23 protein-coding genes are annotated in these 26,088 nt (G+C 62.6%); 15 read left to right on the forward strand and 8 right to left on the reverse strand.

What is annotated here, in order from left to right; translation table 11 throughout:
- Window positions 1-18: 18 nt before the first annotated feature.
- On the reverse strand, window positions 19-426 hold the full coding sequence (locus tag CD928_RS23865; RefSeq protein ID WP_255247211.1) for a hypothetical protein: 408 nt from the start codon (window positions 424-426) through the stop codon (window positions 19-21).
- Here CD928_RS23865 and CD928_RS16015 point away from each other — a divergent pair.
- Complete coding sequence (locus tag CD928_RS16015) at window positions 373-5,259, forward strand: AAA domain-containing protein (protein ID WP_255247212.1); 4,887 nt, start codon at window positions 373-375, stop codon at window positions 5,257-5,259. The genes CD928_RS23865 and CD928_RS16015 overlap by 54 nt on opposite strands.
- On the forward strand, window positions 5,256-6,587 hold the full coding sequence (locus CD928_RS16020) for a hypothetical protein (protein ID WP_095388124.1): 1,332 nt from the start codon (window positions 5,256-5,258) through the stop codon (window positions 6,585-6,587). Before CD928_RS16015 ends, CD928_RS16020 begins: the two co-directional genes overlap by 4 nt.
- A 19-nt stretch (window positions 6,588-6,606) precedes the next feature.
- Here CD928_RS16020 and CD928_RS16025 read toward each other — a convergent pair whose 3' ends face one another.
- On the reverse strand, window positions 6,607-7,047 hold the full coding sequence (locus CD928_RS16025; protein WP_095388125.1) for an SH3 domain-containing protein: 441 nt from the start codon (window positions 7,045-7,047) through the stop codon (window positions 6,607-6,609).
- Window positions 7,048-7,164: 117 nt separating this feature from the next.
- Window positions 7,165-7,761: an excalibur calcium-binding domain-containing protein gene (locus tag CD928_RS23870; RefSeq protein ID WP_095388126.1), complete on the reverse strand. Its 597-nt coding sequence runs from the start codon at window positions 7,759-7,761 to the stop codon at window positions 7,165-7,167.
- A 49-nt stretch (window positions 7,762-7,810) separates the two neighbouring features.
- On the opposite strand from CD928_RS23870, the gene CD928_RS16035 reads away from it, so the two are divergent.
- The 3 genes from CD928_RS16035 (at window position 7,811) to CD928_RS16045 (ending at window position 9,501) form a co-directional block, all read left to right on the forward strand.
- A complete protein-coding gene (locus CD928_RS16035) occupies window positions 7,811-8,419 on the forward strand; it encodes a hypothetical protein (protein WP_095388127.1) in 609 nt (202 codons plus the stop codon).
- A gap of 512 nt (window positions 8,420-8,931) precedes the next feature.
- Window positions 8,932-9,126, forward strand: a complete 195-nt coding sequence (locus tag CD928_RS16040; RefSeq protein WP_095388128.1) for a DUF6771 family protein — start codon at window positions 8,932-8,934, stop codon at window positions 9,124-9,126.
- Window positions 9,127-9,150: 24 nt separating this feature from the next.
- Window positions 9,151-9,501 carry a hypothetical protein gene (locus CD928_RS16045; RefSeq protein WP_095388129.1) on the forward strand — a complete coding sequence of 117 codons (351 nt, stop codon included), beginning with the start codon at window positions 9,151-9,153 and terminating at the stop codon, window positions 9,499-9,501.
- An 18-nt stretch (window positions 9,502-9,519) separates the two neighbouring features.
- Here the strand turns inward: CD928_RS16045 and CD928_RS16050 are convergent, their stop codons facing one another.
- Window positions 9,520-9,708 carry a hypothetical protein gene (locus CD928_RS16050; protein WP_095388130.1) on the reverse strand — a complete coding sequence of 63 codons (189 nt, stop codon included), beginning with the start codon at window positions 9,706-9,708 and terminating at the stop codon, window positions 9,520-9,522.
- Between the two features lie 214 nt (window positions 9,709-9,922).
- Here CD928_RS16050 and CD928_RS16055 point away from each other — a divergent pair, with 214 nt between their 5' ends.
- From CD928_RS16055 to CD928_RS16090, 8 genes are all read left to right on the forward strand, one after another.
- Window positions 9,923-10,375 carry an ArsI/CadI family heavy metal resistance metalloenzyme gene (locus CD928_RS16055; RefSeq protein ID WP_095388131.1) on the forward strand — a complete coding sequence of 151 codons (453 nt, stop codon included), beginning with the start codon at window positions 9,923-9,925 and terminating at the stop codon, window positions 10,373-10,375.
- Window positions 10,375-10,731, forward strand: a complete 357-nt coding sequence (locus tag CD928_RS16060; RefSeq protein ID WP_095388132.1) for a helix-turn-helix transcriptional regulator — start codon at window positions 10,375-10,377, stop codon at window positions 10,729-10,731. Before CD928_RS16055 ends, CD928_RS16060 begins: the two co-directional genes overlap by 1 nt.
- Window positions 10,728-11,255 carry an arsenate reductase ArsC gene (locus CD928_RS16065; protein ID WP_095388133.1) on the forward strand — a complete coding sequence of 176 codons (528 nt, stop codon included), beginning with the start codon at window positions 10,728-10,730 and terminating at the stop codon, window positions 11,253-11,255. The genes CD928_RS16060 and CD928_RS16065 overlap by 4 nt, the downstream gene beginning before the upstream one ends.
- Entirely contained in the window at window positions 11,252-12,316 is a 1,065-nt protein-coding gene (gene arsB, locus CD928_RS16070) for an ACR3 family arsenite efflux transporter (protein ID WP_095388134.1), read from the forward strand. The genes CD928_RS16065 and arsB overlap by 4 nt, the downstream gene beginning before the upstream one ends.
- A 742-nt stretch (window positions 12,317-13,058) precedes the next feature.
- Complete coding sequence (locus CD928_RS16075) at window positions 13,059-13,490, forward strand: DUF736 family protein (RefSeq protein ID WP_095388135.1); 432 nt, start codon at window positions 13,059-13,061, stop codon at window positions 13,488-13,490.
- Between the two features lie 64 nt (window positions 13,491-13,554).
- On the forward strand, window positions 13,555-14,475 hold the full coding sequence (locus CD928_RS16080) for an ArdC family protein (RefSeq protein WP_141237173.1): 921 nt from the start codon (window positions 13,555-13,557) through the stop codon (window positions 14,473-14,475).
- Entirely contained in the window at window positions 14,472-14,894 is a 423-nt protein-coding gene (locus CD928_RS16085; protein ID WP_095388136.1) for a DUF2958 domain-containing protein, read from the forward strand. Before CD928_RS16080 ends, CD928_RS16085 begins: the two co-directional genes overlap by 4 nt.
- 85 nt (window positions 14,895-14,979) lie before the next feature.
- Window positions 14,980-16,818, forward strand: coding sequence for a ParB N-terminal domain-containing protein (locus tag CD928_RS16090; RefSeq protein WP_095388137.1), 1,839 nt, complete (start codon window positions 14,980-14,982; stop codon window positions 16,816-16,818).
- Window positions 16,819-16,888: 70 nt separating this feature from the next.
- Here the strand turns inward: CD928_RS16090 and CD928_RS23445 are convergent, their stop codons facing one another.
- Window positions 16,889-17,029: a hypothetical protein gene (locus CD928_RS23445; RefSeq protein ID WP_176473610.1), complete on the reverse strand. Its 141-nt coding sequence runs from the start codon at window positions 17,027-17,029 to the stop codon at window positions 16,889-16,891.
- Between the two features lie 299 nt (window positions 17,030-17,328).
- Between CD928_RS23445 and rlxS the strand changes: the two genes are divergently transcribed.
- Window positions 17,329-19,317 (forward strand): relaxase/mobilization nuclease RlxS, encoded by a 1,989-nt coding sequence (rlxS, locus tag CD928_RS16095; protein WP_095388273.1) that lies wholly within the window; start codon window positions 17,329-17,331, stop codon window positions 19,315-19,317.
- 349 nt (window positions 19,318-19,666) lie between these two features.
- Entirely contained in the window at window positions 19,667-20,968 is a 1,302-nt protein-coding gene (locus CD928_RS23085; protein WP_141237174.1) for a hypothetical protein, read from the forward strand.
- Window positions 20,969-21,075: 107 nt separating this feature from the next.
- Here the strand turns inward: CD928_RS23085 and CD928_RS16110 are convergent, their stop codons facing one another.
- The 3 genes from CD928_RS16110 to CD928_RS16120 are packed head-to-tail and all read right to left on the reverse strand — an operon-like array spanning window position 21,076 to window position 25,985.
- A complete protein-coding gene (locus CD928_RS16110) occupies window positions 21,076-21,975 on the reverse strand; it encodes an S-4TM family putative pore-forming effector (RefSeq protein WP_095388140.1) in 900 nt (299 codons plus the stop codon).
- Window positions 21,972-23,417 (reverse strand): nucleotidyltransferase, encoded by a 1,446-nt coding sequence (locus tag CD928_RS16115; protein ID WP_095388141.1) that lies wholly within the window; start codon window positions 23,415-23,417, stop codon window positions 21,972-21,974. Before CD928_RS16115 ends, CD928_RS16110 begins: the two co-directional genes overlap by 4 nt.
- A 57-nt stretch (window positions 23,418-23,474) precedes the next feature.
- Window positions 23,475-25,985 (reverse strand): AAA family ATPase, encoded by a 2,511-nt coding sequence (locus CD928_RS16120; RefSeq protein WP_095388142.1) that lies wholly within the window; start codon window positions 25,983-25,985, stop codon window positions 23,475-23,477.
- Between the last annotated feature and the right edge of the window lie 103 nt (window positions 25,986-26,088).

The following is a 26,088-nucleotide window of genomic DNA, read 5'->3' on the forward strand; positions in this document are numbered from 1 at the left end:
CGCCTCCTGCGCGGGCTGCTAGCGGTCGATCGCCGCCAGCGCTGGGGATGGGACGAAGTGCGTCGCTGGCTTGACGGCGACATGCCGCCGGTGGCGGAAATTGAAGCGGGTCCAGAGCCGACCACCGGGCGGCGGATGATCGCGCTCGGCAATGCGCGCTATGCGAGCGCGCCGCGCTTTGCTCTTGCTGCGGCGCAGCCCGGTGATTGGGACGAAGCCTCGCGTTTGCTGCGTGGTGGCGAACTTCTGACCTGGATGGAAGATGCCGGCCTCGCGGTCGAACTCCGCCGGCAGGTGCGCGCCTATGCCGAGCTTGAGGGCGCAAGCGAAGATATGCGACTGGCGCTGACGCTCAAGACGCTCAATCCGGCGATGCCGCTCGTCGTGCGCGGCGAGATTGTGACGCCTGGCTGGCTTCTCGATCATCCCGACGAAGGCTATACGCTGGTTACCGGACCGATCCCGGACCTTCTCGAGCGCGAGGACAGCGAGCTCTGGCTCGCGCGGCTCAAACGCCGCGAAACGCAAGTGCGCGAGCGCGCGCGCCAGCTCGAGGTCGAACTCGACGAAAGTCTATTGCGCGCCAACATCCTATCCACCTCCAAGAGCCGGCTTGCCGCCATATGGGAGGAGCGACGGAGGATCCTCGCTGATACCGAACACCCCGGACTGCTGGCTATCATCGAACGGCGCATTACCGCCGAGGAAGACTATATTCTTCTGCTGAGCGCTTCGGTGCATCAATTCCGTACCGCCGAAGCGATAATCGACGAAGCGTCCAAGGTCGCGTTCCGCGCCGCGGTCAGTCCATTCGACCGCGCTGGCGCCGAACAATGGCTTGGCCGCAGTCGGCGGGATTTGAACGTCGCGATCGAGGCCCGCCTCGAAGGCTTTGCACGCTGCGATCTCGAACGCGTCGATGAGTGGGCGGATCGTTTCCGGATCGAGCGCCGCCTGCCGATCGTGCAGGCACTCGCGCTGATGTCGGTGCCCGAGGAAGCATGGCAGAAGCCTGCGCGCCAGCAATATGTCGCGACGCTGCTCGAATTTTACGCCCGCCGGATCACGGGTGCGATCATGCGCGGGCCGCTGACCCGGATGGTGATTGGCAAAACCACGTCGCGGCTCGACCTTGTCGAAGTCGATAGCGAACGGCGGACCGCCGCATCGACCCTCGACCATCTTCTACTACGCAATGAGCAGCCGATCAGCCTCGACCCGGCGCCTTTCATGGCTGAGCCGCGCATCGAACGGCGACTTCGCACGCTCCACAGCCATGCGACCCTCTATCGCCGCGACACCGGCATCGACGGGCTATACATGGGCTTTCCTTTTCTCGTCATGCAGGAAGCAAAGCCGAATGCTCGTCCGCGTATCGCTCCTGTGCTTCTCTGGCCGGTACGACTTAATCCTGCGGTGGGCGCGCGAGCGACCGTCAGCCTGCAGTTCGATCGCGACCGCGAAGAGGTGCGTCTGAACCCAGCATTCGATACGCTCCTCGGCGTCGATACCGCGCAGAACTGGAAAGAAGCAGCCGACGCGCTGCTTGGCCGGGCTTCGGTAACCACTGCCGAGGTGATGGAAGCATTCGCCGCATTCGGCACCGTCGAAAGTGAAGTTCTGCAACCCTTGCCGTCGAAAGATATTCGTGCAGTGGCGGGTGAAGACCGGCTCTTCTGCTCGGCTGCGCTATTCCATCTCGGCTTCTTTGGTCAGGCGGTGATGGAAGATCTGCGCCAGCTAAAGGCCGTCCCGCCGTCTGGTACCGGGCTCGAAACAGCACTGCGCGTCGGTGAGGAGGTCGTTCGGCCCGAAAGCGTGCGGCCCCGCGAGGCCGAGCGCTATTTTACCTCTGATAGCGATCCCTCGCAGGAGACCGCGGTGCTCGAAGCACGGCTCGGTCGTGGGCTCGTGGTCGAGGGCCCGCCGGGTACCGGCAAGAGCCAGACAATCGTCAATATGGTTGCTGACGCGATCGGCACCGGGCGCAGCCTGCTCGTCGTCTGCCAGAAGCAGACCGCGCTCGAGGTGGTTCACAAGCGCCTCGAGGCCGCCGGCCTCGGCAAGCGCATCGTGATGATCAATGACGTCAATCGCGACCGCGAAAACGTCATCCGGATGATTCGCGAACAGATTGAAGATCTCTACTCCCGTCCGCCCTGGTTGACGCTCCCGACCCAGCAGCGGACGCAGTTCGCGGCGCGCATCGAGAGTCTCGAAGGCGAGCTTGATCGCCACCATCGCGCACTTCACCGGACTGACGAAGCGACCGGCCTTAGCTTCCGGGCGATCCTTGGCCAGCTCATCGCTATCGCCGCCGAAGGTGAGCTTCTATCGCTTCCATCCTTGCGTCATCTGTTGGCTCCTCTCGATCCCGGCGCGGTTGCAACGATCGAGGAGATTTGCGGCCCGCTTGCGCGAATCTGGCTCCCCGCGCGCTATGAAGACAGTCCGCTGGCGATCACGCGGCCTTTTGCGCACGATGACGCGACCGTGGCGTCCTTTCAGTCCGATCTTGAGGCGTTTGCCGAGATAGATGACGAGCGCCTCGCAGTGATCGAGCGCACGCCCAATGCCCTGCTCATTGTCGATCCTGAACCCTATCGCGACTGGTCGCGTGAGCATGGCGCAGCGTTGCTCGGTCTCGACGACGCCGACCGCGCTCGCCTTGCCCGCTGGCTCGCGCCGCTCGGCGGCGTTTCAACGCGAGGCCCCGGTATGACACCGTGGCAGCGCGAGCTTGCGCAGATCGAGGCAGCATTGCTCTCGCTTGCGCCCGACGATACGCCCAGCGAGGCTTTGCGTCCGGTGCTCGATCTCGACGATGAGGATCTGGAAGAACGACGCACAGTCGCCGACCGTCTCGCAGCACGGCCAGGCTTTTGGGAGCGGCTGTCGCCAGGACGCTGGCTTGCTTACCGCAGACAGCGTGCCTTTCTTGCGGCTGAGGGCATTGCCGATGCCGACAATTTGCGACGTGCCTTGCACCGCGAATGCAATGTTCGGCCGCTACGCGAACGGCTGGTCGCGCTTCTCGCCGACGCCGGGGAGCCGGCGGGCGGCTTCACGGCGGCGCGGGTCGACGAACTGATTGCCGCACTCCGCACGATGCAAGCGCGGCTTGCTGCGGGCGAGGCGCTGGTTGCGCGCCTCGAATCCTATCCCGAACCGCCGATCGCCCTCGCGATGGCGCGTGCGGCGACACGCGGCGCGGTCGAGGATCTGATCGAGGGCATCGATCAGGGGCTGGCGCGCCATGCAGCGCGTACCGCAAGCCACACGGCGCTTGCGCGTCTCGAACCCTGGATTGAGGGTGATTGGCTCGCCGCCTGCGGTGAAGCGGTGGACGCCGACCGTTCCAATATGGTCCGGATCGCGCCGCTGGCGGATGAGGCGAAACATGTGGGACCCTATCAGCGCTTTCGAGCACGGGTTCCCCAGCTAGAAGCTGAAATCATGGCCTGTTTTAGCGAGCTTTCGCGCATTCGCGGTGAACTGGAGCTGCTCCCGATTGTGCATCTCGAGCCTGCAGTGCGCCGGATCATCGCGGCTGAGGCACGACTGGCCTGGAAGGGGAGGCTCGAGATGGCATCGCCTGTACTGTTGCTCGAAGCCGACGAACTGGAAGCCAAGGTCCAAAGCCTCGCGGAAGCGGATCGCAAAATGCGCGAGCTCAACAAGGAGATGCTTGTCCATGGCGTCGACAGCCAAGCCATTGCGTCGCGGCGCGATTGGGAGAATGTCACACGTCTGCGCGGGCAGCGCGCGCGGCGCTTGCGCGAATTTGTCGAGCTTGGCGCTGATCTCGGATTGATGAAGCTGCGTCCGGTGTGGCTGGTCAATCCTGATGTCGCGAGCCGCTTGCTTCCGCTGCGCAAGGCGCTGTTCGATACGGTGATCTACGACGAGGCCTCGCAGATCCCGATCGAATATGCGCTGCCGACGCTTTACCGCGCGCAACGCATGGTCGTCAGCGGCGACGAGAAACAGATGCCCCCGACCGCCTTTTTCGCGAGCCGTGTCGAAAATGACGAGGCCGAGATATTCGAGGGCCACGCACAGGACGAGGACCTCGACGAAGCCGAACGCGCTGAAGTCGATGAAAGCTGGAATCGTCGCGAAATCAAGGATTGTCCCGACCTGCTTCAGCTCGCCAAATCGTCGCTCCCCGCCCGAACGCTTCAGATTCATTATCGTTCGGTTTATCGCGAACTGGTCGAATTTTCGAACGCGGCATTTTACGCGAACCGCCTGAGCGTCCCGGCCCGCCACCCCGCCGAGGAAATTTTACGCCAGCGGCCGATCGAGGTCGTTCGTGTCGATGGCATATACGAAGACCAAACCAATGCCGATGAAGCGCACCGCGTTGCCGAGATTCTACGCGATCAGTGGCGCATGGGTGGAAGCCGTCCGCCGACGATCGGCGTCGTCACTTTCAACCGCAAGCAGGCCGATCTGATCGATGAGATTATCGACGAGTTGGCCGAAAGCGACCTCGCGTTCCGGGACGCTCTGACCCGTGAACGAGATCGTATCGAAAGCGGAGAAGATGTCGGCTTTTTCGTCAAGAATGTCGAAAACGTGCAGGGTGATGAACGCGACATCATGATCTTTTCCTCGACCTTCGGACGCAACACGCAGGGTACTTTCCGCCGCGCCTTCGGCGTACTCGGCCAAACCGGTGGGGAGAGGCGCCTCAATGTTGCCGTCACCCGCGCCCGCCAGAAAGTGATTCTCGTTACGTCGATGCCGATCACGCAGATTTCGGATTTCCTCTCGACGCGCCGACAGGCGGGAAGCCCGCGCGACTATCTGCAGGCCTATTTCGAATATGCGCGGCTGCTCTCCGACGGCGACCAGCTAGGCGCTGAGGCGCTTCTCCGGCGATTGACGCCGGATGGAAGCGCGGAGGATAGGACACGCCATTTTGCACAAGAGGGGTTCGAGACGCTGGTCGCCGAAGAAATTCGCGCGCTCGGCTGGGAGCCGGTTCGCGTACACGATATCGGCGCCTTTGGCCTCGACTTCGCGATCGAGGATCCGAGAACCGGGCTTTATGGGATCGCAATCGAATGCGATGCCCCGCGGCACGCGCTCCTCGAGACCGCCCGCGCCCGCGAAATCTGGCGATCGCAAATTCTCAAACGCTCCATTCCGGTCATCCACCGCATCTCGTCGCACCGCTGGTTCGACGAGCCCGACTTCGAGCGCGGGCGGCTCCGCCGGGCGATCACCCATGCGATGGGGGCCGCAGCATGAGCGGGCCCAAAGTCGTTCGCATCGTAACGCGCGAGGAGATTCTCACGATTTGCGAGGGCCAGCTCGCGCGCGTCGACGCGGCGCTCGCCGCGTGGCGTCGGATTGGTGAGCGCAACGACTGCCTCGATGAACCGGCGCTCGCTGCGGCGCTGCGTCGCCGCGACGCGCTCGCGGCGCATATCGCCGCCGATCGCTTCCTCGAACTGCAAAAGGAAGCGCCTCTCGAAGAGGCGTTCCTACGGGACGATATCGACAAACGCCTCGCTGACATTGCGGCACGCGAAGCGGCCGGAAGGTCACGCGGGCGCCGACAGAAAGAGGCTGGCCAGAGCCTGCTCGCCGCGCTCGGGGCGGCGGGTGAGCTTATCGATGTCGATCTACGCAAAGACCTCGAGGCCGGCGATACGACTGCGATCGCGGTGGCCTTAAAGGCGCTTGGCTACAAGAGCGAGAGAAGCGCCGCTGATCGTGAGCAAGCTGCGCGTCTCGGCGAAGGCATCATACGGCAAAACTTAGCTGACTGGCGTGGCGCGACAGAGACGAACGAGAAAGACCCCGAGATCGAACGGCTCGATACGCATATTTCGGAGATCGCACTCCTCATGCCAAGCGCGGCCAGCGATGATTGGCGGGCGCGGCTCGACACAGCGGCGACAGCCGAAGATGGACAGCGTTCGCTGCTTCTCGACGCGCTCGCCGGCGACGTGCGGCGCACGCTTGAGACGGCGAGAAAGCATCGCCGCGCTATCGTTGATCTTTCGGGGCTCCTCGCCGAAGCAGAGGCCGCCGGACTCGCCGTCGCGCAGTGGAACAATGACATAGACCAGCTCGATGCTGCCGATGCGGAGCGGCGTGCGATTGAGGTTCGGGTGGCGCTGGACCAATGGCGCGCCGCGCGCGCCGCTCAGGGGCGGCGTGCCGCCGTGCTCGAAGCTCTGGCCGGGATGGGATATGAAGTGCGCGAGGAGATGTCGGCAGCCTGGGCGGCCGATGGTGCATTGCTGCTCTCCAACCCGGCGCGTCCCGGCTATGGGATGGAGGTACGCGGGGGCGGACAATCGGCCGAGCGGATCCAGATGCGCGCGGTAGCGTTTGAAGCGAATGGCGTCGGGCCCGATCGTGGGCGCGACCGCGACGCTGAAACCTTATGGTGCGGCGATATCAGTCGCCTGCGCGAGCGGCTCACCGAAGCAGGCGACGAGTTTGCGATCGAGCGGGCATTAGAGATCGGCGCAACGCCGCTCAAGCGTGTTGCCATAGCAGGCGATTATGGTCCGGCGGGCACGAGCTTGCCGGTTCCCGGCAAACGAACCCGCCCGCATCCCTAGTTTGAAGATGCCGTGGCGCTTAGACGCCGTAGCGCTTGTTTCCGCCACTCGTGATGCAATAGCGGCCGCCGCGCGGACCGATGCAGACCTTGCTGCCACTGCACGGGCAGCCCGACTGAAAACTGCTGCTGCGCTTCGACGCTTTGGGCTTCTTCGCACTGGATGCGCGTGTCGAACCGTAAAGGCTCGACGGGGTGGAGCGCACCGATGACGAGACATAGGCCTCGGACAAATAGCGGGTCAGTACCCAGCAGCTCGGCGCGCTGAGCCGCGACCAGGTTCCGCTTGTCTCGCGCACCTCGACGCTTTGGCCTCGATTAAGTTTTGTGATGATCGTCTCGGACGCATTGGGTCCCGCGCGGCAATTGAGAATCTCGGCCGACACATATTTCGCCATGGCAGGCGTGCTCAGCGTGAAGGCCGCAATCAGGCATGCGACGGCGCGCACCGACATCTTCATCAAATCCCCCCAAGAACCATAGCCCTCCTATAGGACAATGCAGGAAAATCCTAATGGGCTTCGCGAAATTCGCTACCAATATGGAGCAAACGACCATCGGATGGACGCTCAAAACGGCTAATAGGAATAGGGCTCGCACGCGATCCCGTCATTATCGCGATCGAGCCCCTCGCGATAGCCCGGTTCGCCGCGGTAAATAGGTGCCGAGCCGGCAGCGCGCGCATCGTCGCAGCGGCGCCAATAATCGCCATCCTGCGGTGCGCGGTTGCGCGCAAACCCCGCTGCGACGACCGCGTCCTGAGCCGTGTCGAGAAATGTGGCCCTTTGCTCGGGGCTCGTGCTTCCCCAGCCAGCTCCCGCGACTGCACCGATCATTGCGGCAAGCGCGAACATGCCGCCGACAGACAAGCTCCGCCGTGCACCATAGCGACGATGGCGCTGGAGTTGCGACGGCTGATAGGCTTGGTGGCGCGGCTTCATGTGCGATAATATCGCAGGGAGAGGTAAAAGAGCTGTTGGCACGTCAAAATGGCGTCTCCGCGCTTGCCCGTGGGATCGGCTCTGCTCCACCATATGCAGCTTAAGCGACGGGATCGCGCGTGTCGCGCGCGACCGGCATTCGGTCGAGTGGGTGGAGACCAGGCCGCCGAAATGAAAGAGCGGGAAACCGCAGGGAAGATCTTCGTCATTCGCCGCTGAAGCAGAAACGCGCATTGCATCTACGCGTTTCGCTACCTATCCAGCCGTGGGGGAAGGGGTGTCGATGATGCGTATGATCCTGGCGGTCTTGCTTCTCGCGGCGAGTGCCTCAGTTCAAGCGGCGCCCAGTGTTTTTGTGCGTGCCGAACGGGGGACAGCATGGTGGGACGGCGCGATAAACGCGCGGATTCTCGGTACCGCCGCAGGTCCAGTCACGGTCAAGCGGCTATCCGACTATCTTGCCGAGACGTTGATCTACTACCCCTATGAGGTTTGCACTCTCGAGCCTGTGCAGATCGATACCTATGTCGGTATCGATCGTGTCACCCAGTCTGAAATTGACGCCTATCGTGGGCAGGTCCGCTGGCGCGTCGATGCGATGACGCCTGATGGGCGGAAATTGCTCGCTCAAAGCGTGGTCTTCGAAGGTTGCGCGTCCGACGATCCCCGCGGCGCCGCGCTGCTGGTCACGGATGTGGCATCCGGCGCCATCCTTCGCTGGCAGCCACTGGGGGATCGTGGCGACGGAGTGCCGGCATGGGTATTGTTTCTGACCCCGAGCGAAGGTGATGATCTGTTTTCCTTTTCGGGATGCACCGAATGCGGGGATCGCACCTATGTCTATTATGATGTGACGCGCAGGCACATCTATACTGAGCACAACGGCCATTGAGCCTGTCTGATAGTGCGGTGACGGTCGTTGCATCAAACTCAGCTTGCCTTGCTCCCATTGCCAGTGCGCCGGTGCCGCAAAAGCGATCGATAACGATCATGTAGGGTGGACATCCGATCACTATATGGTGCGTCACCGCGGCGTGCCCGGATAATCGTCGCCGCGCCGTCGCACGTCGCCCGAATGATCGCTGCAATGCCGAGACCGGCACCCGAGACCGCGGCTAGAATTGGGAGGTAGATATGCAGATAGGCGTGCATCGGACGTTCCATTCATCGGCGTTGCACCTGTTCTGACTGATTTTGCCAAGGTGCGTTACCGCCGTCATGTCAGGCAATTCCGTTCGATTGAATCGGCGGATATTACGGCGGTGTCTCCTTGTATCGCGCGCAGGCGCGGCGCTCAAAACGATCAGAGCGAAACTTTCTCTGGAAGCGGCCCGACGCTGCGCTACGGCTCGACCCGTCGCGGTCCTCTTGATCTAATGTTCTCTCTATGTTCTCATTGCCGCTATGGCACAGATAAACCCGAGTCGAATCGCCGACACCATCCTCGCCGCGCCCGGTTGGGCGCGTCTTGGCATCACCGAGTCCAAGCCGCATCTTCGCACGGACGCCGCGCACGAACTGGCCCGCGTCATCGTCGAGGCGATCAAGGCCGGCGACGTGGGCGCGCCCGCGGCCGAGCAGCCGGCCTTGCCGCTCTAGCGCCGGGCTTCGCGCGGCTGACCTATGCGCCTGCGATCGTCGCGGCTCCGCTGGCTCGCGCTGGCGGTGCTTTACAATGTCATCGACGACACCGGACCCGATGCCTTCGAGCCGGGCATGGACGTGCGCTTGGCGCTCGCCATCCTCTTCGCGATGAGCGACGGCGACCGCGGCCCGTTCGAGGATTATTGGAACGGGCTACGCGATCCGCTCGCCTATACCGACCGCGACGGTGAGCGCGAATATGTCCGGCATACCCGCGCGCGGACCAATCTGTCCGGGATCGCGCGGCGCGTCGGCCTCGAAATGACGGTGCAGCTCATGGCGTCGCTCTCCAAAGGACAGAAGGCGAAGCGGGATAGAATCTCGGGTTGAAGGACGCTCGGGCCGTTGTCAGCCGGGGTTGGCGGCGACGCCGCCCGGATCGCTCGGCGGCGGCGTATCGAGCAGCAGGCGCACCCGTTCCATGTCGGCAAGCAACGTCTCGATTTGCGGGCGAACCGCGCCATACATGCGGGGATGGCTGGCGAGCGTGTCCCTGATTTCCTCGATCGCGTCGAAAAGAGTGTCCGAAACCGCCATTCATCGTCTCCATCTGCGAAGCGATATTGCGCCATAACGGGCCGGATTTCAAACGGGGCGCTGCGCGGGGTTATGTGTGCAGGTTGTGTTTCCCGGCAAGCCGGGCGACTGCGGCTTTGCTGCGCCGGGCGGGGCGCGTCTGCTCGCGCCCCTTGACTCAATTATAATACGGATATACCCGTAATATCATCGAGTCGTTATCAGGAGCCACCTCATGAAGCGTATCCATCTGCACGTTAGCGTGCCCGATCTTGGCGCGTCGATTCCCTTTTACGAGACGCTGTTCGGCGCCGCGCCTGTCGTCGTGAAGGACGATTACGCCAAATGGATGCTCGACGATCCCAAGGTCAACTTCGCGATCTCCGAGCGTGCGCGGGCGACCGGCATCGACCATATCGGTATCCAGGTCGATAGCGCCGACGAACTCGGCGAGCTTGCAGGCCGGCTCAAGGCCGCCGGGGCGGACACGTTCGATCAGGAAGCGACCACCTGCTGCTATGCGCAGTCGGATAAGAGCTGGGTCCGCGATCCCGCGGGCGTTCGCTGGGAAACCTTCTTCAATTTCGGCGAAGCGACCAGCTATGGTGAGGACGAGCTATTGCCGGAGCCTGTCGCCGCCTGCTGCGTCCCCGCCGACGCGCCCGCAGCGAAGCAGGCGTGCTGCTGATGGACGCGAACGCCGCCGTCGCCTCGCTCTCGGCTCTCGCGCATCCGGGACGTCTTGAGGTGTTCCGACTGCTCGTTCGCGCCGGCGCCGACGGCATGGCTTCCGGCGACATCGCGCGCGCGGCGGGCCATGTGCCGCAGACCCTCTCTGGCAATTTGAACATCCTCGGTCACGCCGGGCTCGTCTCTTCGCGGCGCGAGGGCCGCTCGATCATCTATACCGCCGATTATGCCGCCATGACCGACCTGCTCGGATTCCTGATGGAGGATTGCTGCGGCGGCGCCCCGGAGATCTGCGCGCCGCTCGCCGATGTCGTCACTAGGGCCGCGTGCTGCCAGCCCGGAGCCGCTCAATGACCGACCGCGTCTTCAACATCCTGTTCCTCTGCACCGGCAACTCCGCCCGCTCGATCCTCGCCGAGAGCGCGATGAACAAGCTCGGCGAAGGCCGGTTCCGCGGCTATTCCGCGGGCAGTTTCCCCAAGGGCGCAGTCAACCCCGACGTGCTGCAGTTCCTCACCCGCATCGGCTATCCGACCGAAGGCCTGCGTTCGAAGAGCTGGGAGGAGTTCTCGAAGCCCGACGCGCCGGCGATGGATTTCGTGTTCACCGTCTGCGACGATGCCGCTGGCGAGACGTGTCCGATCTGGCCCGGACACCCGATGACCGCGCATTGGGGCATCGAAGACCCGAGCCATGTCGAGGGCAACGATATCGAGCGCGAACGCGCCTTCGTCACCGCGCTGCGCTATCTCGAGAACCGCATCAAGCTGTTCCTGGCGCTGCCGTTCAACCAACTCGACGCGATGGCCTTGAAGGCCCATGTTCGCGAGATCGGTCAGACCGAAGGCGCGAGCAGCCGACGCGGCGACGTCGCGTGAGCGACGCGGCCGTGGCGCCGAAGCCGGCGATCGGCACCTTCGAACGCTATCTGAGCCTTTGGGTCGCGGCGTGCATCGCCGTCGGTATTATGCTCGGCTACGCGCTGCCGGGCCTGTTCGCCTTCATCGCGTCGGCCGAGGTTGCGCGCGTGAACATCGTCGTCGCGCTGCTCATCTGGCTGATGATCGTGCCGATGCTGCTCAAGATCGACCTCGGTGCGCTGGGATCGGTGCGCCGGCACTGGAAGGGCGTCGGCGTCACGCTCTTCATCAACTGGGCGGTGAAGCCGTTTTCGATGGCGCTGCTCGGCACCTTCTTCCTCGGCTATCTGTTCCGCCCCTGGCTGCCCGACGCCGAGATCGGCTCCTATATCGCCGGCCTCATCCTGCTCGCCGCCGCGCCCTGCACCGCGATGGTGTTCGTGTGGTCCAACCTGTGCGACGGCGAGCCCAACTACACGCTGAGCCAGGTCGCGCTCAATGACATCATCATGGTGTTCGCATTCGCGCCGCTCGTCGCGCTGCTGCTCGGGGTCGCGTCGATTACCGTGCCGTGGGACACGCTGCTCATCTCGGTCCTGCTCTACATCGTCGTGCCGGTGATCGCCGCGCAGTTCATCCGGCGCGCGCTGCTGGGCCGAGGCGGACAGCCTGCGCTCGATCGGCTGCTTGCCCCACTCGGTCCGGTGTCTCTTATCGCGCTCCTCACTACGCTCATTTTGCTGTTCGGATTCCAGGGCGAGGCGATCATCGCGCATCCGCTGGTTATCGCGCTCATCGCCGTGCCGATCCTCATACAGGTCTATTTCAATGCCGGGCTGGCCTATTGGCTGAGCCGCCGCTTCGGCGTCGCTTGGTGTGTCGCCGCACCCGCCGCGCTGATCGGCGCGTCCAACTTCTTCGAGCTGGCCGTCGCCGCCGCGATCAGCCTGTTCGGACTCGGATCTGGCGCCGCGCTCGCCACCGTCGTCGGCGTGCTGGTCGAGGTGCCGGTGATGCTTTCGGTCGTCGCACTCGTGAAGAAGACCCGGCCTTGGTATGAGCGGCCGTTGCCCACATAATTAGGCGCTAGCGCGGTCGCGACTACCGACGATGGAGGGCCGGGATGGGTTTCGCCCGCGGCCAGAAGCGCAGCAGATTGCGGCGTCTGTCCCGGCAAACCGGGCCACCGGGGCTTTGCTGCGCTAGGCTCCTTCGTCGCCAAGCTCCGTCGAGCCGCTGCGCGTCTCGCCCCATCCGGGCGACAATCCCCTGACGGGGGCAGCTACGCTATTGAATCGCGCGCGCGGCGCGCGATGGGGATCTAGAGCCAGTTCGTTTCCATCGCACCCTACGCCGTCTCGCAGCGTCCCTGGCGTGCCACACGCATTTTCGGCGACAAGGAGTTGCGTCGCTGGGAAGCTCCGACAGGCAAAATGGGGGCGGCGGCTTTTGCTTCTCCTTGAGAAGCGCCGCCCCCATTTTGCCAGTCTGCGCTAAACCCATCGACCGTGCCTCTTGTCGCCAAGAAATGCGCACGGCACTGGGGACTTGCGACGACGGCTCCGGGTGCGATGGGAAACGACCAGCCTCCAGCTCCTTCTCCCTGTCGGAATGGATCGGCCGCTACTCGCGGCCGATGCGTTTTTGTTGTTCTCCGGGGCCGCTGGTCGCGGCCCTTTTCTTGCTCCGACCCACCAGGCACGATGGAATTGTGTCAAGAAATCAATGTTCTAGGGTCAATCCTTCTAGTCTTATATAAGTATAAATGCCGCTGGACGGCGGACTTACTTGAACAGAAATCGACTAGATGGAGTGAAGGATATGAATATCGGTAAATTCATTCGCAAAGATAACGGCAGCGTGAACGGCTTCATTGCCGAGCCCACCTATGGCTTCGGCCATGTTTACATCGTGAAGGCCGAGGTGAAGGAAGGGAGCAAGCCGCGCTTCGACCTTATGACCCCGACGCCGATCAATCGCCCCTTCAAACTCGGCTCGCTCTGGGAGGATGCCGCGCAGGAAACCGGCGAGGTTTATTTGAGCGGCTATATCGAGAGCGGCCAGTCGGGCCATGTGAAGATTCGCCTGTTGCGGTCGCGCGAGAATCCCAACGTCTGGAACGTGGTTCGCAACCTGCCCGGCGATCATCGCAGCGGTGCGGAGGTCGTCGAGCTTCCGCAACCCCCCGCGCCCAAGCGCCAGCGCAAGCCCAAGACACTCGCCCCGGTCGAGCCGGAGCGCGAGGCCGCCTGACTGACTTGAGGGGGAGCGCGCCGCTCCCCCGATAGTCCCCCACATTCGAGAAGGAGCCTTCGCCATGACGAAGGGAACGACGCGCCGTGCGCGCGGCGGCGGGAACCCGCGCGACCTTTACGCCGATGTTACCGCCAAGATCATCGCAGAACTGGAACAAGGCCGCTTCCCTTGGGTGCAGCCCTGGGACGCCGCCCCGACCATGCCCCGCAACGCCGTGACCGGACGCCGCTATTCCGGCGTGAACATCCTCTTGCTTTGGTCGGCCGCGATGGAGCGCGGCTATTCCGTCGCGGGCTGGTTGACCTTCCGCCAAGCCTTGAACGCGGGCGGCAACGTCAAGAAGGGCGAGAAGGGAACGCTCGTCGTCTATGCCGACACCTTCGTTCCCGATGGCGAGAAGGTCCGCGCCGCCGAAAACGGCGAGGAACCGAGCGCCATTCATTTCCTCAAATGCTTCACCGTGTTCAACGTCGCGCAATGCGAAGGCTTGCCCGAGAAGATCGCGGGCGACCCCGCGCCGCGCCCGCTGCCCGAAATCATTCCCGAAGCCGAGGCGCTGATAAAGGCGACCGGCGCAGATTTTCGGATTGGCGGTAACGACGCCTTCTATGTGCCGTCGCAAGATTATGTGCAGGTGCCGCCGCTGTCGGCCTTCCGCGATGCGAATGATTTTTACGATACCGCCTTTCACGAACTGGCGCACTGGACAGGCGGCGAGAAGCGGCTGAACCGCGAAGCGAAAGGCCGTTTCGGCTCGCCCGAATATGCGCGCGAGGAACTAATCGCGGAAATTTCCGCCGCCTTCATCGGCGCGAACATCGGCTTGGTCCCGACCGTGCGCCACGCCGATTATCTCGGCTTTTGGCTCGACATTTTGCGCGAGGACAAGCGCGCCATTTTCCGCGCCACCAGTCAGGCGACCAAGGCCGCCGATTATATCCTCGCCTTTCGTGAGGGCGAGGAACGGAGGGAGGCGGCATGATGCTCTTGACCCCCGACCTTCACCGCGCCTTGCGCGCCAACAACGACGCGCGCCGAGCCGCCGTCATCGGCGGACAGACCGAACCCGACCCCCCGCCGCTCGTCAAATTCTTCAATCCATGCGGCGCGGCGACGTGGCTCGCGACCGAATTGCAGGAGGATGACGATACGCTTTTCGGCCTCGCGGACCTTGGTTTCGGCACCCCGGAACTTGGCTATTTCAGCCTCAACGAGATTGCCAGTGTCCGCTTGCCGTTCGGCCTTGGCATTGAGCGCGATCTGGATTTCCAGACCGGCCACAGGCTTTCGACATGGGCGGCATGGTCGCGCCGCGCCGGTTCGATCAGCGCCGCCGAAACCTTACTGAATCGCCTCGCCAGCGCGGGGAATGACGACGAGATTCCGCCATCGGGCGGATAACGCGCGGCGCGTCTCGCCGCATCCCTAAGCCGGTCCGCCCACTCGCAAAAATCGACGGACCGGCACCTTATGAAAGGTGACGACCATGAAACTCGCATTTATCGAACATGACAAGCTGTTCGTCGACAAAACGAACATGCACTATGGACGCAAAGCGCCGGACGTGTCCGACATTCAGCCGTCCATTCGCAAGCGCGGCGTCCTGATTCCGCTTGTCGTCCGGCCCGCCGTCCATGACCATAATGATGACCGGCAAGGCATCGTCGGCGGTCGGCGGCGCTGGATAGCCAACGGCAATGTTCTTGCCGAAGGCATCGACCACGGCCCCTTGCCGTGCGCCATCCTCGAGGAAGGCGACGACGCCGCCGCCATCGAGGCGTCGATGATCGAGAACTTCCAGCGGCTCGACCCCGACGAGGTGACGCGCTGGGAAACCTTCGCGAAGCTGGTCAGGGAAGGCCGCGATACGGCCGACATTGCGGAGACGTTCGGCATCCCCGAATTGATGGTGGCGCGCAGCCTTGCGCTCGGCAATCTCTTGCCGCGCATCCGCAATCTCTATCGCGCCGACAAGATCGACCGCGCGTCTATCCAACACCTGACCTTGGCGAGCAGGAAGCAGCAAACGGTATGGCTGGCGCTGTTCAACGACCCGAAGCAATGGACGCCGAGGGGCCGCCAACTCAAGGAATGGCTGTTCGGCGGCGCGTGCATCCCCGTCAAAAACGCTCTGTTCGACACCGAGAACATCAAGGGCATCAAGCCCGACCTGTTCGACGAGGACAGCTATTTCGCGGACGTGCGGGACTTTTGGACCGCGCAGAACGCGGCCATCGACGCGCGCCGCGATGCCTATCTGGACGCGGGATGGAGCGATGTTGTCATCATTCCGCCCGGTGAGATATTTCGGTCCTACGAGTTCGCCAAGGCTGGCAAGCAGAAGGGCGGGCGCGTCTATATCAAGGCCCATCCGAACGGCGAGGTCGAGTTTCACGAGGGCTATGTCACCGAGAAGGAGGCGAAGAAGATCGCCAAGGGTGAAGCGGTCGATACCGGGCTGAAAGCGCCGCGACCGGAGATAACGGGGACGATGCAAAACTATATCGACCTGCACCGCCATGCCGCCGCGCGCGCGGCGCTGACCCGCCATCCCAAGGTCGCGTTGCGACTTATGGTCGCCCATGCCGTCATTGGTTCGTCGCTCTGGAATCTTCGACACGACTGGCAGCGCGCGAATAATGATGCGGTGCGCGAGTCCTTTGAGACGTGCAAAGGTGAAACGGAGTTTGACGCCAAGCGCCGCGCCGTTCTCGCATTGCTCGGCTTCGACCCGGAGCGCAAAATAGTGGTTGCCCAATTCGACACCGGGCGCGGCGACGAAAGCGGTCTTGTCGCCTTGTTCCTTCGCTTGCTCGAATTGCCGGAGCGCGCCGTCATGGACGTGCTTATGATCGTCATGGGCGAAACGCTGGCGGTCGGCAGCGCGGCGGTCGAGGCCGTCGGCGGCGAAATCGGCGTCGATATGGCCCGCTATTGGCAGGCCGACGACGCCTTTTTCGAGTGCGTTCGCGACCGCGAGGTCTTGACGCAGATCGTCGCGGAGGTCGCGGGCGATACCGTCGCGGCGGCGAATGCAAACGAGAAGGCCGCGACGATGAAGCGCATCGTCCGCGACCATCTGGACGGCGCGAACGGACGCGCGAAGGTTGAGGGCTGGACGCCGAAATGGCTGGCGTTCCCGCCCGCCGCCTACACGGCGCGCGGCGGCGTCGGCACAGTCGAAAAGGCCGCGCTGGTCGCAGCGGCGCGCGCCGAACTTGCGCCGAAGCCGGCCGATCCCGGCGCGGTCGTCGCCTTGCCCGCGCCCAAGAAGCCGAAGCGCAGGAAGCCCGCAGCGTCGCAGCCGGAGCGCGAAGCGGCGTAAGATTGAGCGGGCGACGGCAAGCCCGCCGCCCGCTCTTTTCGTCCCCGTCATCCCTAATCAGGGCCGCGCGCTACGCATGGCGCGCGGCTTTTTTTGTGCGCGTGAAACACGCACAAAATGACTCTTTCCCGATGCCCTGGCGCACGCTTTCGGCGCTGGTTTCAGGACGCAAGGAAAGCGATTTATGGCGCGCTTCGCGCGCATTTTTCATGTCGGAAATCCGCGCGGCGGGGCCGCACGGATTGGCAGGATTCGGGGCATGGTGGAGGCAGGAAACGGCAGGGGGGACCGATAGGGAGCTATGGCAAGATATAAAGCTACGGCACCCCCGGTTGCCGTAACTATTTGTCTGCACATCGTTTTTAGGCAGAAGAGAACAGTGCCGCCCTGCTGGCGACAGTGCCAAGGGGCCGAAAATCGGCGGTTTTCCGCCATATCCGGCGGCACCGATTTTCATATGTCCGGGCCGCGCCCATGATCGCGCTTCCTCTCCCCAAATGGACGCCGCCCATGTCCACCGAAGATGATTTTGAACCGCGGCTTGGCCGCATTGGCGACAAGGGCCAGAAGCTCCGCCCGCGCAAGTTTCTCTCGCGCGTCATCGCCGCCGCCAATCTGGCGCGCGGCGGCGCACCCGATCGTGCGCGGCAGTCGGCGTTCACCGGCAGCCGCATCGGGCGCGGGGCGGGCGTCGGCCGCGTCCTGTCATCGCGCGACCGTTTCGCCGCGTTTCGCCAGCGCCGCGTGATCGTCAAGGTTCGCACCGTCAAGCTGGGCGGCAACGGCTTCGAGGTCGCCAAGGCCCATCTGCGCTACGTCGAGCGCGACGGCACGACGCGCGAGGGCGGACGCGGGCAACTCTATAGCGCGGACAGCGACGCGGTGGACCGCAATGCCTGGCTCGAACCTGCGAAGGACGATCGCCACCAATTCCGTTTCATCGTCAGCGCCGAGGACGGCATGGAATATGACGACCTAAAGCCGCTGACCCGGCGCCTCATGCAGCGCGTCGAAGAGGACTTGGGAACGAAGCTCGATTGGGTCGCGGTCGATCACTACAATACCGGCCACCCGCATACCCATATCATCGTGCGCGGGAAGGACGAGCGCGGCGCCGATCTTGTCATTGCACGCGACTATATCAGCCACGGCCTGCGCGAGCGCGCTTGCGAGTTGGTCGACCTCGACCTTGGCCCCCGCACCGACCATGCCATCGAGCAGCGGCTTCGCGCCGAGGTAGATCAGGAGCGGTTGACCAGCATCGACCGCGCGATGCTCCGCGAGGCCGACAAGGATATTCTTGTCAGTTCGGGCGCGCGCGGGGCGTTCGATCAGGCACTTCGCATGGGGCGGCTCAAGAAGCTGGAACGTCTCGGGCTGGCGACGCGGCACGGCACGGCGCATTGGCGGCTCGCCCCCGATCTTGCCGACACGCTCCGCCGCATGGGCGAGCGGGGCGATATTATCCGCACCATGCAGCGCGCCTATGCGGCGCGCGGGAGCGCGCCCGCGCTGGTCGATCAGGTCATCTATGACCCGACCGCGGCCGATGCTCGCCCGCTTGTCGGGCGCGTCGTCGAGCGCGGCCTGTCGGACGAATATGCCGACCGCCATTATGTCATCGTCGAGGCGATCGACGGCCGCAGTCATTATGTCGAGATCGGCAACGGCTATGCCGTCAGCCCGATCCCCAAAGACGCGATCATCGAGATCGGACCGCGCAGCGGCGGCGGCGTTCGTCCCGTCGATCGCACCATTGCCGAGGTCGCCGCCGCCAATGGCGGGCGCTACACGATCGACGCGCATTTGCGGCACGACCCGACCGCGAGCGAGCGGTTTGCAGAAACTCATGTCCGCAGGCTCGAAGCCATGCGCCGCGTGACCCGCAGCGTCGAACGCGAACCCGATGGGAGCTGGATCATCACGCTCGATCATCTGGACAAGGTGGAGCAGTTCGAGGCGCGCCAGCTTCGCGACCGTCCCGTCACCGTCGAAACGCTGTCGGCCGTGCCGCTCGACAAGCTGCCGGGGGCCGAGGCCGCGACATGGCTCGACCGGGAATTGGTTGCCGATAATCCGGCGCCGCTTCGCGATGCCGGTTTCGGGCGCGAGGTTCGCGCCGCGCAGACCTTGCGACGGCAATGGCTGGTCGCCGAGCAGCTTGCCGATGAACAGGACGGGCGAACCGTCTATCGCCGCAACATGCTCGCTTCCCTACAGCGCCGCGAATTGCTCCGCGTAGCGGACCAGCTATCGGGCGAGATCGGCAAGCCCTTCGCCGAAGCCCGCCCGCAGGAGCCGATACAGGGCCGGTTGGTCCGCGCCGTCGATATGACGAGCGGGCGGCAAGCCCTGGTCGAGCGGTCGCGCGATTTTGTTCTGGTTCCGTGGCGTCCGGTGATGGAACGGCATATCGGCAAGACCGTGTCGGGCATCATGCGCGACGGCGGCATAAGCTGGACGTTCGGGCGGCAGCGTAGCGGGCCGAGCATTTCGTGACCGATATAGGGAAACTCTGGCCGATTCCGGTCAGGCGGCTTTCGGGACACGAGCCCTCGATAGCTGACACTCGCCGGCGGCAAATTGGCTATCCAATATCTGACGATGTTCTTTCTCCCGTTTAGGCGAGAACCTAGAAGAGCCAAGGTCTACATGCGAAGATATCGGTCCGTCTGGACGCGTCATGCGCAGTACAAAAGGCCCGGCTGTCTAAAGGAGAACTTTTAATTCTGTACATGAAGCGAAAGCCGGGGACTATGGTACACTCTGGTCTCAACATGGGGGCATTCACATGCGCGCTTCTTTGCTCCTGCACCACGTCCCGTCAGGCGGGCTGTGAGGCAGGTCGATGGCACTCAAACTTCACACGTGGACGCGCGTCACTCGCATCGAACTCCAGAATCTTGCGGTAAACATCGGAAAAGCCGCGATTGCCGACATTAGTAATTGGCCTGATTCAGGTGAAGGTCGCGCGGTCAAAGCTGCGACCGAGCGGATGATGCGACTGCTGGATTCCACACTCGATCGGAGCGGCCTCGACTATGCTTTCGGTAATCTGCACGAGGTGTTGCACGAACTGAAAGGCATCGAAGCCAACAGCTATTTCAGAAACCGTATTTCACGGCAAAGACATGTCGAGAAGGGCGGCGGCGTGCGCCCGTTCGATGAGATCGTTGCCGATCAAATCGCTCGGTTCAACAGATTTGTCCAAGATAATCGCCCAACGTCGGACAAAGATCTGGGTAAGTCCGAACCGATCTCTGACGATCGATCGCCGCCCGCTGTCCGCCGTGCACGCGCCGGTGCGGTCGACGAGCTTTCTCGCATAACGCCGGAACAGCAAGCCGGTCCGCTTCAGTTTGAGATTCGAGACGGCGTTTTGCATGTAAAGGAGCAGACGGCGTTTGCCGTGCCCGAAGATCGCGACAATGTGGCTCACGCCCGCCGCGCGCTGGAAGACAGCGCAGACGCGCTTCTCGTCGCACTCTCCGAATCCAATTGCGACCCTCGTCTGATCGAAGCGGTCGAAGAAATTCAGAAAATCATTATATCGGGGGCAGATGTCATCCGGCTGGGCTTGGTCAACTTCACTTGCGACCACCTGTTTATACGCTTCGCCGAGGAAATTCCGGACGTCGCCGCTGCACGGTTTCAGGGCTTCAGCATGGGTATTGGGCTGTACGTCGCCCAGTTTCCGGAATGGCTTCGCTTTACCGAAAATGCGGCCAAAGCTGATGTTGAGGCCGACGACGTCAACCGCACATTAGCCGTCGGGCACGCCTTGATCCCCGAGCTCCGTACCGCGACAGGCTTGATCGATCCGCAGGTACCGAAATCGATCGAGCTGATTTTGGAGGCATTGCGCAATCCCAACCAATCTTCGCGGCGTGCGCTCTACGGCGCTATCCGAACGTTAGAGAACTTGTTCGCAAAGATATTCGCAGGATTCGGCGGGATCATTGGGTCCGTCTCGGACGGTGTCAACGCGGGAACGAAGCGCGCTACCAGCATCATAGTGACGACGGGTCTGCTTGTTGGGGCAGCGCACTTGGCCGCTAGCCTCTCCCCTACCGCTGAACGCGTAGTAAAAGCAAATTGGCTAAAGCACGCCGCCGAACTGGTTAAAAACGGACTTAAAGAAGCGGAATAACCACCAGCGCTTTAGCGATGTTAAGCGAGACATCGAGAACATTGCTTTTACTCGATCGGAACCCTCAAGCCCACGTTCAACATTATACTGGCGGCATGCCGGGCCATTCAATCGATCCCGATCTGGCGCAGCAATACTTCGGCAGCGAGATTCATATCCTGCTCCATGTCATCGCGTAAACGATCGTAGATCATCGGAAAAATGAGCGGATTTCCGACGCGTCGCTGAAAAATGCTGTTCTGGAATTCGCGCGACCGTCGGGTGCATTCGTCGGTGGGACAATCGCCGAGCACAATGAGTTCCCATAAAGCATCCGCCTCGGATTTTGTCGTCCTTTGCGCCTCGGCCGCATCGCGCTGCCGAAACGCTTCGCGAATAGCCCAGCCGACGATCGGGGTCGCCGGCGCGAGGATTGTCGCGACGAAATCGGCAAAGTCCAGCTTTACTGCGAGACCGGCAACGACGAGCGCCGCAACGACCAGGAATGCTCCAAGGAAAAGATAACGGCCATAGTCTTCGCGAAGCTTGGCATCGTACCATAGGTTCGTGCGCTGGCAGACGACGCGGGCAACATGGATCGGCGCCTTGCCGACGATAACGGGATACCAGTTTTCGAGCTTCGCCTCCCCCTTCGGCCATCGGCGGTCCGCATTGGCGACCACTTCGGGATCGACCGGTTTCCCGGTAGCGAAGCGGTTCCAAGGCATTTCGAGTAGCGCGCAATCAAACGCCTCGCAAACGAGCGCCGCGGTCTTCAGCCCCTTCTTCAAAGACCGGTCGATGAGGCCGATATCGAGAAGCACCAGTGCGAGCGACAGCGCCGCGACGGCGGGACGGGTTGCGGGTGCCAATAGCCCGACGATCGCGCAAATGACGGGCACGACAACGGTGCAGCAGAGTTGCGCCTTCTGCATGATGACCGCACGCCGGTAGATTTCGGAGCGAGCCCGCAAAAGGCGCATCATCTCGCGCGAATTCTGGCGCTCGGGGATCGTGTTGCCGGTCATTCTATCACCACATTGAAAGGCGGGCTCTGCCCCACAAGCACGTCGTCGCGCACGCGAATTATAAATGCCTCTGCGATGTGGATACCGCGATACTGGAGTTCCTCCCAGCGCAGGCCTTGCCGCGTCGGCGCGTAGAATTTCCCGCGACCATTGTTGAGACGCAGCGCCATCGCGCCGGTGTTGGTGATGCGCCACTGCACGCGGAAGCCGTCGGGCACCGGCTGGCCGCCGTTGACGGTCGCCTCGAACCAGATCCCGCCGTCGCGGCTGACGATATCACCCGATCGCAGCAGCCGGTCGGGAGCGCTATCGCGGCCGCGATGCCGCCGCGCAATGACGGCCACGTCGGTCGACACCACGGCTTCGCGGCGCCACGCCGGTTCCTCCATATGCGGCGGCCGATTGAAATTGCCCGGCAAGATCGAGAGGCCATATCGGCGAACGGCATCGACGATCCCGTCGAGATGCGCAGCCGTGGTGCTGAGCAGCGTCGCGATCAGCGACGTGCCCTCATTGATACTGGCCGCCGCAATGGCTGTTTCGCCCTTTGCGAATCCGTCACCAAAGATCTTCCGCCACGCGAGGATGCTCGCCGCCTTTCCTTCCATGTCATAGGCTTCGTCGATCCATCCGCGATATTTGTGAATGAAGGATCGAAAATTGGCATATTGGAGATCGGTCCACCCAGCGGCAAAATCCTCGGACCGCAAGTGGGGGTTCTCGACGCGGGGCTTCACGGGACGGGCTTGCAGCCAGTCGTCCAGCCGGCGCATCAGCGTCCGCAAGGTCGTCGGCACGTCGGCGAACGCTTCTGTGTCCTTGTCGTGGAAATCGATCTGCATCCCCAGGAGCGTGGTGAGTAGCACCGACGGGCAGGTGAAGGTCGTCTTGATATCGCGCAAATATTTGAGAAGCCGCGTGACTTTCCGAAAGCTGTTGGATCCCGACAACAGGTTCTTGTCGCGCAGCCAGACCGTGTAGTGCATGGGCTCGCTGTCTTCGAACTCGTCCGCCAACCGATTGCAGACCTCAAGGCTTCCAGCGTGCTTGCGATCCATGACGAGCGGCGCGATATCGATTTTTCGCTCGCCGGCGTAAGTCACGGTCACGCAATAATCCCAAGTCTTGCATTTGCTGCCATAGGTCGCGCTATCGGCGAAGGCTTCGCCAAGTTTTTTCACATAGTCCTTGGCCGTCCAGCCGCTGACGGGCGCGACCTTGACCAACAGGTCCGCGTCGAACTCGCCGCCGCTGAGCGGCCGGATGATCGTATCATGGGCCCAGCTTCCCTGCTCCTCGAACCCGCGCACGCGCGGGTCCCACTCGCATTGGCGCACGAAGTCCTTGATCGCGTCCACGCTCTTTTCAAGCAGGCCGATCCGCGTCGCGTTGAGATTGACGGTATCCCGAAGAAAATCCGAAAATTGCGGAACGAGCTTCATAAATGATCCAGGTGAAGTACAGCGCGGCGGCAGGTCACAAAAAAAATTTCCTGACGATCATTCGCCCGGCGTGTTCTTGCGCGGTGCCTTGGGGCTCCTTTTGCGCGCGGGCGGCTTAGCGGCGGGTTTGGCCGTCACCTTCCGCGCACCTCCGGCAGCAGGCGCCGCGGGCGCCGGCGTGGCCGCGGCGCGGGTGTCACGCCGCCGCTGATGCGCATTTTTGAGCACGCGAAGCTTCAGGAGGAAGTCTTCGAAGTTCGGGATCGGCGCATTGGGTTCGGTGTCGAGGCCATATTCGTCCGAGAGCGCTCCCATCTCGTCGCGGATGGCTTTTGCCTCGGGCGAATGATCGAGCGCTTCGGCAATGCGTTCGAAGAAAAACTTGCCCTGCTCGCGCGAGGCGCTCTCGCGATGATCCTGCTCGAATATCTTTCGATGCTGTTCGACAGTCGCCTTGATCCGGTGGCGCAGCTTCTCTTCGTCTGCCGCGCGGCGTTGCTTATTGATATGCTGAAAAAGCCGCCTCATGCGCTCGACGAACATCCCTATGTCGCCAGCCAACGGATCGGTCGAGGTCGAGGCCTCGCACAACTCAACGACAGCCCGGGCAAATCCGACTTTGTCGATGTGGCTGTCCTGTGCGGTCGCCGCTACTTTCAATGCATCGCAAATGCCCTTCGCCGGGCCGAGGGCGGCCGTTACATCGGCTTGGGCGATGACCACCGCTTCGCCTTCACGAAACTCGGACACTTCGGCAAAATAGCGATTGGCTGCCGCGACGGCGAGGTTAACGGGGATCAGATCCTCGGGCTCGAACATCGCGTGCGCCGGATTTTCGACAACGCCGAATTCGGCGAATTGCATCACGTACGACGGATTGATGAGGCGCCGGGCCTCCTTGTCATCTTTCCGCAGGATAGCCGCCGCCTTGTTGCCGCTCGCGTCGGAATCGAGCAGCACGATAGCCGCTGGCGCTTCACTGTCGCGGCCGCGAACGAGGAACAGCATATAGGGGACGTGCTGCGCAGAGCCGCAGGGAACGAGCACGACCCGGTTAAGATCGAGCGAGTCGGCCGCGCTGGCGGAACCGCTACGTTGAATGATCCGGGACATGCCAGCCAGAAGCACCTGGTCGGCCGCCCCTTCGACGAGCAGGTTACAGGCGCCGATAAAAGCGGTTTCACCAACATAGGCGCCGAACGCTGACCGGAGCGGCTCATAATGGTTCTGCGACGCGTTTTTTATTACGCGCGTTCCATCGGCGCCCTTTCCTTTTTCGAGTACGCGGATGCGCTCGGCGTGGTTCTTGTCGAGCAGGAAGGGCGAATGTGTGACGTAGACAACCTGGACGGGCCTTGCGCTGCCTTCGGGTTCGGCAAATCCGGCGAATATCTTCAGCAGGTCCTGCTGTGCCTCGGCGGATAGATAGGCGTCGGGTTCATCCATGATGAGGATTTCGGAGCGCGCGGGATCAGGTTCATGGGTCTGTGACTGGATGAAGTAAGATAGAAAGTAGGTCAGTCCTGCGCTTCGCTCGTCAAATGTATATTCAGTGCCGGTCCGATCGCGAATCGTGAACACGAGCCCCGACTCCAGCACGGTGACGCGGAGTTGGAAGTCGCGGTCTTGGACCCAATATTTGGGAAAATTGAGCCGCTTCTCGAGCTGACGGTTGATGCTTTCCGCAAGCGCCGCAGCGTGACCATTCTCGCCGGCATCGATAAAGTTCGCGAGTTCGACGAGGCGCTCGGGATCGACGTTAGCAAGCTGAAGAAGCAGCTTGCGCGCCAACGCGTACGATTTGCGCAGCTTGTCCTGCGTGTCCTTGTCGAGCGCCGCCGACGGCGCGAGCAACGGGATCAGATCGCCCGCGGCCGCCGAAACCTTTTGCGCAAACGTGGCGGCGTCGCCCGTGAGAATTCCTCGCAAAATGGCGACCGCATTGCGCTCGCGCTTCCGCTCACCTTCATAGGGAATGGGTGACTCTTGCGCTTCGACAAGCTCCGCGGTTGGCAGTGCACCCGGGAGTGCGACGTTGGAATGGATCCGAAAGGCGCGCGGCAGATACTCGCGCCCGAATGAGGCTGCTTTGTCTCCTTCGCGCGTCACGGCTTCGTATCCACCCGACCCGTCGTCGAAATAGACTGAAAGTCGATCGGGACCTTCGCGAAACATCAAAAACGACGTGAACAGCTCGGGCGCTTCGGGGAGATCGTGCCGAATCCGTGCGACCTCGTCGACTGTCACGTCCGACCAGGCTATGCCGAGATGCGGCCAGAAGTCGTTGCCCCGCGCGACGTTGAAGAAATCACAGTAGCGGCAAAGATCCTGATGCCTGAAGCCTTCTCCGCTAATTGCCTTTTCGATCGCCGTCAGCAGGTGACTCTTTCCGGACTCGTTCGCCCCGACAACCGTCGTGATATGCCGGTCGATCTCGACCTCGATATAGGGGTACCAGAGGTCACCGATCATTTCCCACGCGCGCGGCTCTGCCGACCGATGCGCCTTGCGCTGGTAATCGAAGTTGAACGACTTGTAGAAGCGCGCGTAAACCTTGCTTAGTTTCATCGTCCCATCCCCCCTAGAGCTTATATAGTTGCCGTATGTGAATTGCTCTATACGGCGAAAAAAATATTTACCTCCGTTTTGATAACAAAGTTGTTCGCCGCGC

Source organism: Sphingopyxis sp. GW247-27LB, assembly GCF_002277025.1.
Taxonomy (GTDB): domain Bacteria; phylum Pseudomonadota; class Alphaproteobacteria; order Sphingomonadales; family Sphingomonadaceae; genus Sphingopyxis.

What these genes read in the sequence shown, in the direction of transcription:
- CD928_RS16015 (WP_255247212.1), top strand. Translation starts at nt 373, where the DNA reads ATGCCGCTCGTCGTGCGCGGCGAGATTGTGACGCCTGGCTGGCTTCTC.
- CD928_RS23865 (WP_255247211.1), bottom strand. Translation starts at nt 426, where the DNA reads ATGATCGAGAAGCCAGCCAGGCGTCACAATCTCGCCGCGCACGACGAG.
- CD928_RS16020 (WP_095388124.1), top strand. Translation starts at nt 5,256, where the DNA reads ATGAGCGGGCCCAAAGTCGTTCGCATCGTAACGCGCGAGGAGATTCTC.
- CD928_RS16025 (WP_095388125.1), bottom strand. Translation starts at nt 7,047, where the DNA reads ATGAAGATGTCGGTGCGCGCCGTCGCATGCCTGATTGCGGCCTTCACG.
- CD928_RS23870 (WP_095388126.1), bottom strand. Translation starts at nt 7,761, where the DNA reads ATGCGCGTTTCTGCTTCAGCGGCGAATGACGAAGATCTTCCCTGCGGT.
- CD928_RS16035 (WP_095388127.1), top strand. Translation starts at nt 7,811, where the DNA reads ATGATGCGTATGATCCTGGCGGTCTTGCTTCTCGCGGCGAGTGCCTCA.
- CD928_RS16040 (WP_095388128.1), top strand. Translation starts at nt 8,932, where the DNA reads ATGGCACAGATAAACCCGAGTCGAATCGCCGACACCATCCTCGCCGCG.
- CD928_RS16045 (WP_095388129.1), top strand. Translation starts at nt 9,151, where the DNA reads ATGCGCCTGCGATCGTCGCGGCTCCGCTGGCTCGCGCTGGCGGTGCTT.
- CD928_RS16050 (WP_095388130.1), bottom strand. Translation starts at nt 9,708, where the DNA reads ATGGCGGTTTCGGACACTCTTTTCGACGCGATCGAGGAAATCAGGGAC.
- CD928_RS16055 (WP_095388131.1), top strand. Translation starts at nt 9,923, where the DNA reads ATGAAGCGTATCCATCTGCACGTTAGCGTGCCCGATCTTGGCGCGTCG.
- CD928_RS16060 (WP_095388132.1), top strand. Translation starts at nt 10,375, where the DNA reads ATGGACGCGAACGCCGCCGTCGCCTCGCTCTCGGCTCTCGCGCATCCG.
- CD928_RS16065 (WP_095388133.1), top strand. Translation starts at nt 10,728, where the DNA reads ATGACCGACCGCGTCTTCAACATCCTGTTCCTCTGCACCGGCAACTCC.
- CD928_RS16075 (WP_095388135.1), top strand. Translation starts at nt 13,059, where the DNA reads ATGAATATCGGTAAATTCATTCGCAAAGATAACGGCAGCGTGAACGGC.
- CD928_RS16080 (WP_141237173.1), top strand. Translation starts at nt 13,555, where the DNA reads ATGACGAAGGGAACGACGCGCCGTGCGCGCGGCGGCGGGAACCCGCGC.
- CD928_RS16085 (WP_095388136.1), top strand. Translation starts at nt 14,472, where the DNA reads ATGATGCTCTTGACCCCCGACCTTCACCGCGCCTTGCGCGCCAACAAC.
- CD928_RS16090 (WP_095388137.1), top strand. Translation starts at nt 14,980, where the DNA reads ATGAAACTCGCATTTATCGAACATGACAAGCTGTTCGTCGACAAAACG.
- CD928_RS23445 (WP_176473610.1), bottom strand. Translation starts at nt 17,029, where the DNA reads ATGAAAAATGCGCGCGAAGCGCGCCATAAATCGCTTTCCTTGCGTCCT.
- rlxS (WP_095388273.1), top strand. Translation starts at nt 17,329, where the DNA reads ATGTCCACCGAAGATGATTTTGAACCGCGGCTTGGCCGCATTGGCGAC.
- CD928_RS23085 (WP_141237174.1), top strand. Translation starts at nt 19,667, where the DNA reads ATGGCACTCAAACTTCACACGTGGACGCGCGTCACTCGCATCGAACTC.
- CD928_RS16110 (WP_095388140.1), bottom strand. Translation starts at nt 21,975, where the DNA reads ATGACCGGCAACACGATCCCCGAGCGCCAGAATTCGCGCGAGATGATG.
- CD928_RS16115 (WP_095388141.1), bottom strand. Translation starts at nt 23,417, where the DNA reads ATGAAGCTCGTTCCGCAATTTTCGGATTTTCTTCGGGATACCGTCAAT.
- CD928_RS16120 (WP_095388142.1), bottom strand. Translation starts at nt 25,985, where the DNA reads ATGAAACTAAGCAAGGTTTACGCGCGCTTCTACAAGTCGTTCAACTTC.